The sequence below is a fragment of the Achromobacter sp. NPDC008082 genome, from assembly GCF_042957345.1.
Classification (GTDB): domain Bacteria; phylum Pseudomonadota; class Gammaproteobacteria; order Burkholderiales; family Burkholderiaceae_B; genus Achromobacter; species Achromobacter kerstersii_A.
The window spans coordinates 1,361,032-1,375,598 of record NZ_JBIBIB010000001.1 but is presented as its reverse complement, the minus strand read 5'-3'; the positions used below and the strand labels follow the sequence as shown (position 1 = coordinate 1,375,598).

Annotated in this window: 10 protein-coding genes; 6 read left to right on the top strand and 4 right to left on the bottom strand. The window is 65.2% G+C overall.

Going from position 1 to position 14,567, the window contains the following annotated elements:
* Positions 1–34: 34 nt before the first annotated feature.
* The 4 genes from ACFZAI_RS06130 to fabI all read left to right on the top strand — a co-directional run bounded on the left by ACFZAI_RS06130 (position 35) and on the right by fabI (position 5,644).
* Positions 35–2,611, top strand: a complete 2,577-nt coding sequence (locus ACFZAI_RS06130; RefSeq protein WP_391566063.1) for a DUF3141 domain-containing protein — start codon at positions 35–37, stop codon at positions 2,609–2,611.
* Positions 2,608–3,552 carry a phosphate acetyltransferase gene (locus ACFZAI_RS06125; protein ID WP_391566062.1) on the top strand — a complete coding sequence of 315 codons (945 nt, stop codon included), beginning with the start codon at positions 2,608–2,610 and terminating at the stop codon, positions 3,550–3,552. The genes ACFZAI_RS06130 and ACFZAI_RS06125 overlap by 4 nt, the downstream gene beginning before the upstream one ends.
* Before the next feature lie 122 nt (positions 3,553–3,674).
* A complete protein-coding gene (locus ACFZAI_RS06120) occupies positions 3,675–4,859 on the top strand; it encodes an acetate/propionate family kinase (protein ID WP_391566061.1) in 1,185 nt (394 codons plus the stop codon).
* On the top strand, positions 4,856–5,644 hold the full coding sequence (fabI, locus tag ACFZAI_RS06115; protein WP_391566060.1) for an enoyl-ACP reductase FabI: 789 nt from the start codon (positions 4,856–4,858) through the stop codon (positions 5,642–5,644). Before ACFZAI_RS06120 ends, fabI begins: the two co-directional genes overlap by 4 nt.
* 114 nt (positions 5,645–5,758) lie before the next feature.
* On the opposite strand, the gene ACFZAI_RS06110 is transcribed toward fabI, so the two are convergent.
* Positions 5,759–7,447, bottom strand: a complete 1,689-nt coding sequence (locus ACFZAI_RS06110) for a SulP family inorganic anion transporter (RefSeq protein WP_391566059.1) — start codon at positions 7,445–7,447, stop codon at positions 5,759–5,761.
* Between the two features lie 427 nt (positions 7,448–7,874).
* On the opposite strand from ACFZAI_RS06110, the gene ACFZAI_RS06105 reads away from it, so the two are divergent.
* Positions 7,875–8,867 carry a Bug family tripartite tricarboxylate transporter substrate binding protein gene (locus ACFZAI_RS06105; RefSeq protein ID WP_391566058.1) on the top strand — a complete coding sequence of 331 codons (993 nt, stop codon included), beginning with the start codon at positions 7,875–7,877 and terminating at the stop codon, positions 8,865–8,867.
* Positions 8,868–9,056: 189 nt separating this feature from the next.
* Here ACFZAI_RS06105 and ACFZAI_RS06100 read toward each other — a convergent pair whose 3' ends face one another.
* From ACFZAI_RS06100 to tkt, 3 genes are all read right to left on the bottom strand, one after another.
* Positions 9,057–10,253: a phosphoglycerate kinase gene (locus ACFZAI_RS06100; protein WP_391566057.1), complete on the bottom strand. Its 1,197-nt coding sequence runs from the start codon at positions 10,251–10,253 to the stop codon at positions 9,057–9,059.
* 93 nt (positions 10,254–10,346) lie between these two features.
* A complete protein-coding gene (gene gap / locus ACFZAI_RS06095) occupies positions 10,347–11,357 on the bottom strand; it encodes a type I glyceraldehyde-3-phosphate dehydrogenase (RefSeq protein WP_006221200.1) in 1,011 nt (336 codons plus the stop codon).
* A gap of 14 nt (positions 11,358–11,371) precedes the next feature.
* On the bottom strand, positions 11,372–13,408 hold the full coding sequence (gene tkt, locus ACFZAI_RS06090; protein ID WP_391566056.1) for a transketolase: 2,037 nt from the start codon (positions 13,406–13,408) through the stop codon (positions 11,372–11,374).
* A gap of 420 nt (positions 13,409–13,828) precedes the next feature.
* Between tkt and ACFZAI_RS06085 the strand changes: the two genes are divergently transcribed.
* Positions 13,829–14,560 (top strand): 16S rRNA (uracil(1498)-N(3))-methyltransferase, encoded by a 732-nt coding sequence (locus tag ACFZAI_RS06085; protein WP_391566054.1) that lies wholly within the window; start codon positions 13,829–13,831, stop codon positions 14,558–14,560.
* Positions 14,561–14,567: the final 7 nt, after the last annotated feature.

The following is a 14,567-nucleotide window of genomic DNA, read 5'->3' as shown; positions in this document are numbered from 1 at the left end:
TTTCGCCGCCGGGAGCAACTTACAGGAGATCGCCATGGCCGGTTCCGGCAACGATCGCGTCCCCACCCCGTCCTTCAACCCCTGGACGGCCGCCTACGAATACGCTGTGGATGCCTGGCAGCGCGGCGTGCTCTACGCCGATGTGCTGCGCCAGCGCGGCAACCAATACCACGAACACATGGCCAAGCGCGCGCCCAACGTGCTGAGCATGGAGTTTGAGCTGGTGCTGGATGGCCGCGAATTGCCGCGCCCCGTCAACTACGGGCTGTTGCGCATCAAGCCGCCCGCCGACGTGGAAACGGACCCGATCAAACGCCCCTTCCTGGTCGTGGACCCCCGCGCCGGGCATGGCCCCGGCATTGGCGGCTTCAAGCCGGAAAGCGAAATCGGCGTGGCGGTGCGCGCCGGCCACCCCTGCTACTTCGCGACCTTCCTGCCCCAGCCCATGCCGGAGCAGACCGTCGAAGACGTGATGATGGCGGAAGCGCGATTCCTGGAAGAGATCATCGCGCTGCACCCCGACGCGGAAGGCAAGCCCGTTGTGGTCGCCAACTGCCAGGCCGGCTGGCAGATCATGATGACGGCGGCGATACGCCCGGAACTGTTCGGCCCCATCATCGTGGCTGGTGCGCCGCTGTCCTACTGGGCAGGCTGGCGCGGCATGAACCCCATGCGCTATTCCGGCGGCTTGCTGGGCGGCAGTTGGCTGACGGCGATGACCAGCGATCTGGGCAACGGCAAATTCGACGGCGCCTGGCTGGTGCAGAACTTCGAAAACCTGAATCCGGCCAATACGCTGTGGTCCAAACAGTACAACCTGTACTCCAAGGTGGACACCGAGGCCGACCGCTACCTGAGCTTTGAAAAATGGTGGGGCGGCCACGTCTTTTTGAACGGCCCGGAAATCCAGTACATCGTCGACAACCTGTTTGTCGGCAACCGCCTGGCCACGGCCGGTCTGGTGACGTCGGACGGCATCCGCATCGACCTGCGCAACATCCAATCGCCCATCGTGGTGTTCTGCTCCAAGGGCGACAACATCACGCCCCCGCCGCAGGCGCTGGGCTGGATTCCCGACCTTTATCAAAACGAAGCCGAAGTGCTGGCGCACGGCCAAACCATCGTCTACGCCGTGCATGAAAGCATCGGACACCTGGGCATCTTCGTGTCAGGCAGCGTGGCCCGCAAAGAACACCAGGAATTCACGTCGAACATCGACATGATCGACGTGCTGCCGCCCGGCATCTATGAAGCCGAGATCGTCGACAAAACCCCCGACACGCCCAACGCCGACCTGGCATTCGGCAACTATGTGCTGTCGTTCGAACAGCGCAAGCTGGACGACGTGCGCGCCATCGTTGACCGCAACGAAGAAGACGACCGCCGCTTTGCCGCGGTTGCTCGCATTTCGGACATCAACCTGGGCATGTACCGCAGCTTCATGCAGCCGTGGCTGCGCGCCATGGTCACGCCGCAATCGGCCGAATGGAGCCAACGCCTGCATCCGCTGCGCCTGCCCTACGAGCTGATTTCCGACCGCAACCCGATGATTGCGCCGATCGCCAAAGTGGCCGAGCAGGTGCGCGAGCATCGCCAGGAGGTGTCGCCGTCCAACCCCTTCCTGATAGCGCAGGAGATGTTCTCCAACCTGGTCGAGACCAGCCTGAACATCTGGCAGGAAATGCGTGACTCCGCCGACGAGCGCACGTTCATGAGCGTGTATGGTTCGCCGCTGGTGCAGGACCTGGCCGGCCTGGGCGCGAAGTCCGGACCGCCGCGCAAGCACCCGGGCGTGTCGCCCGAACACCGCCGCTTCATGGAAGAGCGCACCGCCGAACTGCGTTCGCTGGTGCAGGAAGGCGGCTTGCGCGTCGCCGCCATTCGCATGCTCTTGTATGTGTCTGGCGCCGAAGGCGGCCTGGACGAACGCAGCTTCGCCCTCATCCGCAAGATGCGCGCCGAGTCCGACAACGCGATGACCTTGCAGGAATTCAAGGACGTGACCCGCGATCAGGCCTTGATCCTGACACTGGATTCGGACGCCGCCATCCAGGCCATGCCGCGACTGCTTGAAAATTCGTCCGCCGCCGCCATCCGCGGCACGCTGCGCAGCATGAAGCATGTGCTGGAAGCCGCCGAACCGCTGAACCCCGCCGCACGCGAAAGCCTGGCGGAGATGGAGCGCATCTTCGAAACGGCCGAGCGCCGCGCGCTCAAGCGCGAACAGGGCAATGTGACCAAGCTGCCAGAACCGTCCGCCCCGATCATGACGCTGGTCGAAGCGGCGGCAAGCGTGCCCGCCAAAAAGGCAGTGCCGCACCCCGAGGCGGCAAAATCCGCAGCGGCCGAACTCGAGGCGAAAACGCCGGCGAAGCGCGCGGCCAAGGTAGCGACTAAGACAGCGACTAAGACGGCGGCTAAGACAGCCACTAAGACGGCGGCGAAGGCAGCAGGCAAGACCGCCGCCAAGACCGCCACGACGGCGGCGGCCAAGGCAGCGCTTAAGTCGGCCACGTCGTCGGCCACGTCGTCACCCACCAAGACCGCAACGCCCGCCAAGCGCGCCGCCAAGCCTGCCGCCCGTCAACCCGCCAAGGTGAAATCCGCATGACTTTGCCCACCTCGACGCACTACGACAAGCTCATCGCGCGCGCGCAGACGCTGGAACCGGCCTACTGCGCCATCGCCCATCCTTGCGACGAACCGTCGCTGTCCGCGGCGCTGGAAGCACGCGATCTGGGCTTGTTGCACCCGATTCTGGTGGGTCCGGAACAGAAAATCCGCGACACGGCCGCGCAGTTCAATCTGAACCTGGGCGACGCCCGCATTGTTGACGTGCCGCACAGCCACGCGGCCGCCGAAACGGCCGTGGCGCTGGTGCGCAATGGCGAGGCCACTTTGCTGATGAAGGGCAGCCTGCACACCGACGAGCTCATGCATGAAGTGGTGGCGCGCACGACTGGCCTGCGCAGCGGCCGCCGCATCAGCCATGTGTTCATCATGGAAGTGCCGACCTACGCCGAGCCGCTCTTCATCACCGATGCGGCCATCAACATCTTCCCCGACCTGGAAACCAAGGCCGACATCATCCGCAACGTGATCGACCTGCACCAGGGGCTGGGGCTGGGCGAACCGCGCGTGGCGATTTTGTCGGCGGTGGAACAAGTCACGCCCAACATTCCCAGCACCATCGAAGCCGCCGCGCTGTGCAAGATGGCTGACCGTGGCCAGATCACGGGCGGCTTGCTGGACGGCCCGCTGGCGCTGGACAACGCCATCAGCCCGGACGCCGCGCGCATCAAGGGCATCCGCTCGCCGGTGGCGGGCGTGGCGCAAGTGCTGGTCGTGCCTGACCTGGAAGCCGGCAACATGCTGGCCAAGAACCTGACGTTCCTGGCCAACGCCGAAGCCGCCGGCATCGTGCTGGGCGCGCGCGTGCCTATCATCCTGACCAGCCGGGCCGATAGCCCGCGTTCGCGCCTGGCCTCGTGCGCGGTGGCGGCGATCTACGCGCATCACCTGAGCCAGCAAGCGGCCCGGCCGTTGGCCTGACACGTTGGGCTGGCACGTCGGCTGACACGTTGAGCTGGCACGTCTTGCTGACACGCTGGCCTGACACGTTGGTCTGAAACGCGGGGTTGATCTCCGCCCCATTGCTACCGGATTCCAGAGCCATGAGCGACACCATTCTCGTCATCAACGCCGGCAGTTCCAGCATCAAGTTCTACCTGTACGACATCGACGACAAGCAAGCACTCGCGCCGCGCCTGGGCGGGCAGCTGGAAGGCATCGGCACCTTGCATCCGCGCTTGCGCGTGCGTGACGCCGGGGGCCAGACGCTGGTCGAACGTGACATCGCGCCCGCCCACGCCGCCGACGTGCCTAACGGCCAGGAAGTGGTCGGCACGTGGTTAAGCGGCCACCTGGGCGGCGCGCCGCTGGCGGTGGGCCACCGCGTGGTGCATGGTGGCCCGGATCTGTCTGAACCCGTTCTGATCGACGACGCCGTCCTGGCCAAGCTCGACACCTTCACCCCGCTTGCGCCGCTGCATCAGCCCAACAATCTGGCGCCCATTCGCGTCATCCGCGAACGCCGCCCGTGGATTCCGCAGGTGGCGTGTTTCGACACCGCCTTTCACCGCAGCCATTCCGATGTGGCCGACCGCTACGCGCTGCCGGAATCGCTGTATCAGGAAGGCGTGCGCCGCTACGGGTTTCATGGCCTGTCTTACGAGTACATCGCGCAGCGCTTGCGTCAGGCCTTGCCTGACTTGGCGATGGGCAAGATCATTGCCGCGCACCTGGGCTCGGGCGTGTCGGCCTGCGCCATGTTCGAAGGCAAGAGCGTGGACAGCACGATGGGCTTCACCGCGCTGGAAGGCCTGCCCATGGGCACGCGCCCCGGCCGGCTGGACCCGGGCGTGGTGCTGTGGATGATGGAACGCGGCATGGACCACGACCAGATCGAGCACCTGCTCTATCACGACTGCGGCATGAAAGGCCTGTCGGGCATCAGCAACGACATGCGCGAACTGCTGGCCAGCGATGCGCCCGCCGCGCAATTGGCGCTGAAGTATTTCGCGTGGCGCGTCGCCGAAGGCATGATCGGCCTGGGCTGCGCCATGAATGGTATCGACGGCATCGTCTTCACCGCCGGCGTGGGCGAAAATTCGGCCGATATCCGCCAGATGATCGCCGACCATTGGGGCTGGCTGGGCATCAAGCTGGACCCCGAACGCAACGCCCATCACGGGCCGCGCATCTCTACCGACGACAGCCGCATCGGCGTGTACGTGGTTCGCACGAACGAAGAACTGATCATCGCGCAGCACACGCTGGCGCTGGTGCGTCAACGATGAACGCGCCCTCCCTCAATCCGGCGCTGCCATTGGCCGGCAAACGCGGACTGGTCACCGGCATCGCCAACGCGGATTCCATCGCCTGGGGCTGCGCCAAAGCGTTTCGTGCGATGGGCGCGGAGCTGGCCGTGACCTATCTGAACGATAAGGCGCTGCCGCATGTGGAGCCGCTTGCGCGCCAGGTGGATGCGTCATTGCTGATGCCGCTGAACCTGTTGAACGCGGGCGAACTGGAAGCCGTGTTCGACCGCGTCACCGCCGAATGGGGGCAGCTGGACTTCGTGCTGCACTCCATCGCATTCGCGCCGCGCGCCGACCTGCACGGCCGCGTCACCGACTGTTCGCGCGAAGGCTTTCTGCAAGCGATGGACGTGTCGTGCTGGTCGTTCATCCGCATGGCCAAACTTGCCGAACCGCTGATGACCCGGGGCGGCGCCCTCTTCTGCATGAGCTATTACGGCTCGCAGATGGTGGTGGAGCACTACAACATGATGGGCCCGATCAAAGCCGCGCTGGAATCCGCCACGCGCTATCTGGCCGCCGAACTCGGCCCGCAAGGCATCCGCGTGCATGCGATATCACCGGGGCCGCTGAAAACGCGCGCCGCCTCGGGCATTGCGGAGTTCGACGCCTTGCTGGACCGCGCCCAGTCCAAGGCGCCGGCGCGCAGCCTGGTGTCGATTGATGACGTGGGCGAAGCCACCGCGTGGCTCGCCACCGACGCGGCGCGTTTGATGACGGGGCAGACGCTGTATATTGACGGCGGCTATCACATCATCGATTAGGGGCGCGTCACCGCTCTGGCCGACATCGGGCCGACATTGGGCCGATCTCGGCCCACCCTCGGCTCCAACCTCAAGCCAACGCCAAGCCACAGTCAAGCCAACATCAAGCCACGGTCAGGCCAACGTCTCTGGCGCCGGCTGACGCCAGCGCTCGATCGCTTCCACCGCTTGCTCAGGGCTGCCGAAGATCTTGTCGCGGCCGATCTTCTTGACCAGCCCCGAGCGTTCCAGCGCCAGGCGGAACTGGCCGTGGCCGCCCGCCACCAGCAAGGTGATGTGGCGGTCGTCGAGTTCGCGCTTCAGTTCATACAAGGCCTCCACCGCGTCGGCATCGGCCTGCGTCATGGCCTCGGCGTCCAGCACGAACCATTGCACATCGCCGGCTTGATCCATGACTTCGCGCGCGCGGCGGCGGAACGTGTCGGCGTTGAAGAACCACACCGACGATTCAAACAGCCAGATCACGGCGCCCGGCACCGGATGCGCGTCGGGATTCAAGTGCAGCTTGCCCAGCACGGATTCGCCGGGCAGCCGGCCCAGCAGCGCGTCACGCGGGTTGCCCGACACGTACATCGCGTACAGCAAGGTCGCGCCCACCGACACGGCCACGCCTTGCAGCACGCCGAATCCCACCACGCCTACCGCCGCCAAGATGCCGAACGCCAGTTCGATACGGGAAATTCGCGCCAGCCGCATGAAGGCCTTGGCGTCGAACAAGCTGACCGCGGCCAGCAGCAAGATGGCCGACAGCACGGCTTGCGGCAGCCAGTACAACGGCTCACTCAACAGACCCACCACGATCGCCAGCGCCATCGCCGCGCTGATGCTGACCAAGGGCGACGACCCGCCCGCCACCAGCCCTACCGCCGTGCGCGAATCGGCGCCCGTCACGACGAAACCCTGGAACAGGCCGGCCGCGACGTTGGCCGCGCCGAAGCCCACGAGCTCGCGGTTGGGGTCGACGTGCTCGCCCGTGCGCGCGGCAAAGCTGCGCGCGGTGACGATGCCGCTGGAAAAGCTGACTACCAGCACGCCCGCCGCGCCCAGCAAGATGCTGTCCACGCCTTCAAGCCGAACGGGCAGGCTGATGCCGGGCAAGCCGGCAGGCACTTCGCCCACCACTGCAATGCCCAGCTCGGGAAAGTTGAATAGCCACGACAGCAGGCAGCCGCCCACCACCAGCAGAATCGGCCCCGGCCATGCCGGACGCCAGCGCTTGACGGCGATCAGCAGCAGGCACGACGCCAGGCCCAGACAAAGCGTTGGAATCTGAATTTCTTGAATGCGGCGCGACAACTCCAGAAACGGGTGCACCAGCCCGCTATTGCGCAAGCCCACACCCGTCAGCCCGCTCAGTTGCGACATCGCCAGCGTGATAGCCACGCCCGCCATGTACCCGATCAGCACGGGGCGCGACAGCAGGTTGGCCAGGACGCCCAGCCGCAACACGCGCGCGATCAAGCAGCCCACGCCCACGGTCAGCGCAATGCCCGTGGCGGCAACCAGGCGGTCTTCGGGCGACGTCAGCGCCATGCCCGTCAAGGTGGCGGCGATCAGCGTGCAGGTAGCGGTGTCCGGCCCCACAATCAGCGTGCGCGATGAGCCGAACAACGCGTAACCCAGCATGCCCGCAATGGCCGCCCACAAGCCGGCAACCGGCGGCACGCCCATCATTGCGGCATACGCCAGCCCTACCGGCAAGGCCACGGCCGCCACGCTCAAGCCGGCCATGACGTCGCGCCGCGCCGAGTCCCGCGTGATGCCACGGAAGTTCTTCAGGCCGGGAAAGAAACGTAGATTCATGGTGCTGCAAACGACCTGATGATTGAGATGACGCAAGGCGCGTGGGGTTCGCCAGCCTACACCAAGGGCAGGCGCTCCAAACCGTTTTAGATCAAACGATGGCCGCATGCCATCCCTGCCATCCATTCCTGCAATTCGGCCCTGCAATCCATCACTGCCATCCCTTCCCGTATTTCATTTCCGTATTTCATTTCCGTATTTCATTCCCGTACTTCATTCCCGTACTTCATTCCCGTGTTCCACTCCCGTGCTCCATTCCCTTATGGAATAAAGTTTGTTGATTATTTATCCCTTTTGTATGAGGGGTGGATTGCGTAGAGTCCCACGCATAAGAAAAGCGGCGACACGCCGCGTCATTGCACACCGACACGGCCCGCCGCCTCGCCCACCCGATGCGGACACAACGGCCGGCACATCAGGAGACTCCATGTCCTACGCCTTCCTGCGGCGCGCCAGCCGCGCGCTCGCTGTCGCCGGGCTTGCCGCGGCTGCCGCTGGCATCGCCCCCGCCGCCTACGCCCAAAACTACCCCGAACGCCCCATCAAGCTCGTCGTGCCATGGCCCCCGGGCGGCGCAACCGATTCGCTGGCGCGCCTGCTGGCGCAACGCTTGACGGAGCGCCTGGGCCAGACGGTAATCGTGGACAACAAGGCGGGCGCAGGCGGCAATATCGGCACGGCGTCGTTCGTCCGCGAAAAGGCGGACGGCTACACGCTGCTGATGGCCACCAGCTCCACCAACGCCGCGAACCCGCATCTGTATTCGCGCCTGGGATTTGATGCGTCCAAGGACTTCGCGCCCGTCGCTTTCGTGGCCGAGATCCCGAACATTCTGGAAGTGCCCAAGCAGTCACCCTTCAAGTCGGTGGCGGACCTGGTGGCCGCCGCCAAGGCGGAACCGGGCAAGCTGAATTACGGCTCGGGCGGCGTGGGCTCGTCGCAGCATCTGGCGGGCGCCATGTTCAAACATCTGACGGGCGCCGACGTGCTGCACATTCCCTACAAGGGCAGCGGCCCCGCGGTGTCGGACCTGCTGGCCGGACAAGTCGACATGATGCTGGACACGGGCTCGTTGGCCCAGGTTCAAGCCGGCGCGTTGCGCGCGCTGGCGGTGGCGTCGCACCAGCGTTTGCCGGCGCTGCCGGACGTGCCCACGTTTGACGAAGCCGGCGTGCCGAAGATGTATGCATCGGCCTGGTACGGCATCGTCGCCCCCGCTGGCACGCCGGCTGATGTGGTGCAGCGCTTGAACAAGGAAGTGAACGCGGTCACGGCCACGCCGGAAGTGAAACAGCGCATGGAAAGCATGGGCGCGCTGGTGCCGGCCGGACAAACGCCGGAGCAGTTCAGCGCGTTTATTCAGTCTGAAATTGCGCGGTATGCAGAGATCGTAAAGATTTCGGGCGCGAAGATGGAATAGCCATGGGCAACCGGTGCTGGCGCCGGGACCGGCACCAGCACGGATGGCTGGTGACCGGCAACCTGCAACCTGCAATCGGCAACCGGCAACGAGCAACCAGCAACCTGCAACCGTGGACAAAAAAAACGCCCCGAAAGGGGCGTTTTTGCATGGCGCGCGGACACGTTGCGAACGTGCCCGCCCCGCCGTTTACTTCGCCGCGCGGGCTTCCAGCACGGCCACGGCCGGCAGGGTCTTGCCTTCCAGGAATTCCAGGAATGCGCCGCCGCCCGTCGAGATGTAGCCGACTTGCTCGCTGATGCCGTACTTGGCGATGGCGGCCAGCGTGTCACCGCCGCCCGCAATCGAAAAGCCGTCCGATTCGGCGATGGCGCGCGCCACCACTTCGGTGCCGTTGGCGAACTGGTCGAATTCAAACACGCCCACCGGGCCGTTCCAGACGATGGTGCCGGCCTTCTTCAGGATCTCGGCCAACTGCGCCGCGGTCTTGGGGCCGATGTCCAGGATCATGTCGTCGTCGGCCACATCGGTGGCGGCTTTCACAGTGGCTTCGGCATCCGCGCCGAACGACTTGGCGCACACCACATCAACCGGAATCGGCACGGCCGCGCCGCGCTGCTTCATCAGTTCGATCACGGCGCGCGCCTGATCCACCTGGTCGGGTTCCGCCAGCGACTTGCCAATGGGCAGGCCCGCGGCCAGCAGGAAGGTGTTGGCGATGCCGCCGCCCACCACCAGCTGGTCAACCTTGTCGGCCAGCGATTGCAGGATGGACAGCTTGGTCGACACCTTGGAGCCGCCCACGATGGCGACCAGCGGGCGCTTGGGTTCGTGCAGCGCACGGCCCAGCGCGTCGAGCTCGGCTTCCAGCAAGGGGCCGGCGCAGGCCACGGGCGCAAAGCGCGCGATGCCGTGCGTCGTGGCTTCGGCGCGGTGGGCGGTGCCGAACGCGTCGTTGACGTAGACGTCGCACAACGCGGCCATCTTCTTGGCCAGCGCTTCGTCGTCTTTCTTTTCGCCAACGTTCACGCGGCAGTTTTCCAGCAGCACGACCTGGCCGTGATCCACCTGGACGCCATCGACCCAGTCACGCACCAGCTGCACCGGCATGCCCAGCAGTTCGGACAGGCGCTGGCCCACCTTGGCGAGCGAGTCGGCTTCGGTCAGCACGCCTTCTTTCGGGCGGCCCAAGTGAGACGTGACCATCACGGCGGCGCCAGCGTCCAGCGCCAGGCGAATGCCAGGCACCGACGCACGGATGCGGGTGTCTTCGGAAATGCGGCCGGCATCATCGAACGGCACGTTCAAGTCGGCACGAATGAACACGCGCTTGCCGGACAGGGCGCCGGCCTTGGCCAGCGCGGACAGAGTATTGACCTTGGACATATTTGAATTCCTACGATGGGCGAACAAAGGGGACGAACCCATTTTCCGCAATGGCGGAAAATAAATCCGTCCCCTCTGGACTGACCGTGTTGCTTACTTGGCCGACATCAGCGCGACGGTGGTGTCGAGCATGCGGTTCGAGAAGCCCCACTCGTTGTCGTACCAGGACGAGACCTTGACCAGACGGCCCGAAACCTTGGTCAGCGACGCGTCAACGGTGCTGGAGGCCGGGTTGTGGTTGTAGTCCACCGAAACCAGGGGCTCGGTGTTGTAGTCCAGGATGCCCTTGAGCTCGCCTTCCGACGCAGCCTTCAGGATGCTGTTCACTTCTTCGGCGGTCGTGTCGCGGCTGGCCACGAACGACAGGTCAACCAGCGACACGTTGATGGTCGGAACGCGGATGGCGTAGCCGTCCAGCTTGCCGTTCAGTTCCGGCAGCACCAGGCCCACGGCGGCGGCGGCGCCGGTCTTCGTGGGGATCATGCTCATCGTGGCCGAACGCGCGCGGCGCAGGTCTTCGTGGTAGACGTCGGTCAGGACCTGGTCGTTGGTGTAGGCGTGAACGGTCGTCATCAGGCCGTTTTCCAGACCCAGCTTGTCGTTCAGCGGCTTGACCAGCGGGGCCAGGCAGTTGGTGGTGCACGAAGCGTTCGAGATGACGGTGTCCGTCGACTTCAGCACGCCGTGGTTGACGCCGAAGACGATGGTGGCGTCCACATCCTTGCCGCCCGGGGCCGAGATGATGACTTTCTTGGCGCCGCCCTTGATGTGCGCGCCGGCCTTTTCCTTCGTCGTGAAGAAGCCCGTGCACTCCAGGACCACGTCAACCTTCAGCTCGCCCCAGGGCAGTTCAGCCGGGTTGCGGTTGGCCAGCACGCGGATCTTGTCGCCGTTGACGACCATGAAGTCGCCGTCGACTTCGACGGTGCCCGGGAACTTGCCGTGGGCGGTGTCGTAACGCGTCAGGTGCGCGTTGGTCTTGGGGTCGCCCAAGTCGTTGATGGCGACGATTTCGATATCGTGCTTCTTGCCACCTTCGTAGTGGGCACGCAGGATGTTGCGGCCGATGCGACCGTAACCGTTGATGGCGACGCGAATAGTCATACTAAGCTCCTTTTTTACAAAACCTGTTTGACGGTCTCGGCCACCTTGTCGGCGGTCAGCCCGAAGAACTTGAACAGTGCGCCGGCCGGAGCGGACTCACCGTAGCGGTCGATGCCGACCACGGCGCCTTCAAGGCCCACGTACTTGTGCCAGAAGGCGGTAACGCCGGCTTCAACCGCCACGCGCGGCAGGCCCTTGGGCAGCACGGATTGTTTCCAGGCGGCGTCCTGGCGGTCGAACACGTCGGTGCTGGGCATGGAGACCACGCGTACCGCAACGCCTTCCTTGGCCAGTTGCGCCTGCGCGTCCAGCGCGATGGCCACTTCGGAACCGGTGGCGATGATGACGGCGCGGGCGCCTTCGGCATCACGCAGCACGTAGCCGCCGCGCGCAATGGCGTCAACGGTGGCGGCATCGCGCGGCACGAACGGCAGGTTCTGGCGCGACAGCAACAGCGCCGTCGGGCCGCCGTCATGGACGTCCATGCCGATGCTGGTCGGGCGCGTCACGGCGGCATTCCAGGCAACGGCGGTTTCAGCCGTATCGCAAGGACGCCAGAGCGACAGGTTGGGAATCAAGCGCAGGCTGGCGGCGTGTTCGATGGATTGGTGGGTCGGGCCGTCTTCGCCCAGGCCGATCGAATCGTGCGTGAACACGTGCACCACGCGCTGCTTCATCAGCGCGGCCATGCGGATGGCGTTGCGCGAGTAGTCGGAGAACGTCAGGAACGTGCCGCCAAAGGGCAGGTAACCGCCGTGCAGGGCCACGCCGTTCATGATGGCGGCCATGCCGAATTCGCGCACGCCGTAGTTGATGTGGCGGCCGAACTGGATGCCCTTGTCACCGGCGCGAACGGCGGCAACGCCCTTCCAGTCGGTGAAGTTGGAACCGGTCAGGTCAGCGGAGCCGCCCAGCATCTCCGGCAGCACCGGGGCCAGCGCGCCGATGGCGAATTGCGAGGCCTTGCGGGTGGCCACGGTTTCGGCCTTTTCCAGCGTGGCGTTCAGGAATGCCTTGAACTGTTCGTTGTAGCCTTCGGGCAATTCACCCTTCATGCGGCGCGTGAATTCAGCGGCTTCGGCGGGGAATTCGGCGGCGTAGGCGTCAAACGCCGATTGCCATTCGGCTTGGGCGGCGGCGCCCTGCTTGCGGCCATCCCAGCCGTCGTACACGGCTTGCGGAATCTGGAACGGTTCCGACGACCAGCCCAGCGCAGCGCGCGTGGCGGCGATTTCGTCCTTGCCCAGCGGCGCGCCGTGCACGTTGTGCGTGCCGGCCATGTTGGGCGAACCCTTGCCGATCACGGTGCGGCAGATCACCAGCGTGGGCTTTTCCGATTGCGAACGCGCGGCCTTGATGGCGGCGTCCACGGCGGCGACGTCATGGCCGTCCACGCCACGGATCACGTTCCAGCCGTAGCCTTCGAAACGCTTGGCGGTGTCGTCGGCGAACCAGTGTTCAACGTGGCCGTCAATCGAGATGCCGTTGTCGTCGTACAGCACGACCAGCTTGGACAGCTTCAGCGTGCCGGCCAGCGAGCACACTTCGTGCGAGATGCCTTCCATCAGGCAGCCGTCGCCCGTGAAGGCGTAGGTGTGGTGGTCGACGATGGTGTGGCCGGGCTTGTTGAATTCAGCAGCCAGCAGCGCTTCAGCCAGCGCCATGCCCACGGCATTGCCCAGGCCCTGGCCCAGCGGGCCGGTGGTCGTTTCCACGCCCGGGGTGATGCCCACTTCGGGGTGGCCCGGCGTCTTGGAATGCAGCTGGCGGAAGTTCTTCAGTTCTTCGATCGGCAGATCGTAGCCCGTCAGGTGCAGCAGGGCGTAGATCAGCATCGAGCCGTGGCCGTTGGACAGCACGAAGCGGTCGCGGTTGGCCCAGGCGGGATCTTTGGGGTTGTGGCGCAGGTTGCCCGTCCACAAGGCTTGGGCGATTTCCGCCATGCCCATGGGTGCACCCGGATGCCCGGAGTTCGCTTGTTGCACGGCATCCATCGCGAGGGCGCGGATGGCATCCGCCAAGGCAAGTTTAGGGGCGGTCGGATTGCTCATTCGGAAGGCTCTTTGAAGCTGACCCGGCTACAGGGAATATAGGGGCCAGTTGAGTGGGTTGCGAAGCAGACGATTTTAGCATCAGGGGATTTCCCTCACGCCATCCCCCTTAAGCTCGATGTAATCAGCCGTTTCCGCGAGGGGAAGTACTAGCGTACATCCCACAATTGCGGGAATGTGGTCTGACATTCAGGATGCAGCCATGTACCTCTCTGACGGAGCCGCCTAACATGGGCCTCATGCTGAATCTCACCATTCCTGTCGAAGGCATCATGGCATTGCGCACGGCCCTGGGCGAAGAGCGCGCCATTGCGGTGGCGCGCGCCCTTGAGCACGCCCACCTTCGTGGAATGGGGGGTCAAGATGGTAGGCTACGCGCTCAAATAATCTGATCGCCCGCCCCTTCTTCGCCAGAACCCCATGTCCGCCCCCCGCTTCTTTTGCGACATCCCCCTTTCCGCCGGCAACCGCATCGCCTTGCCCGAAGCGCTGGCGCACCACGCGCTGCGCGTGCTGCGCTTAAAAGCCGGTGAAACCGTCGTGCTGTTCAATGGCCAGGGTGGCGAGTACCCCGCCGTGCTGGACGTCGAAGGCAAGGCCGGCTTTGCTCAACTGGGTGATTTCACCGCTCGCGAAGCTGAATTGGGCGGACGCATCACCCTCGTGCAAGGCCTGCCTTCGGGCGACAAGATGGACTGGGTGGTGGAAAAAGCCGTGGAACTGGGCGCCGCGCGCGTCAGCCCCATCGCCGCGCAACGCAGCGTGCTGCAATTGTCTGGCCCCCGGCTGGATAAGCGCGTGGCGCACTGGCAGCGCATTGCGCAATCCGCCGCCGAGCAATGCGGCCGCAATCGTTTGATGGCGGTGGATGCGCCGCAGTCGCTGGCCGACTGGCTTGCGCTGCCTGCCGATGGCCCGCGGCTGTTGTGCCACCCCGAGGCCACCGACGACCTGGCCGGCGCCCTGCGCGCCACGCCCGGCTTGCAGGCGCTGACCTTGCTGGTGGGGCCTGAAGGGGGCTGGTCCGACAAGGAATTGGAACTTGCCCGTCAAGCGGGTGTGCAGGCCGTGCGATTCGGCCCGCGTGTGCTGCGGACCGAAACGGCCGGGCTGGCGCTGGTAGCGGCTGTCAGCGCCTTGCTGGGCTGGTAGCGGGCGG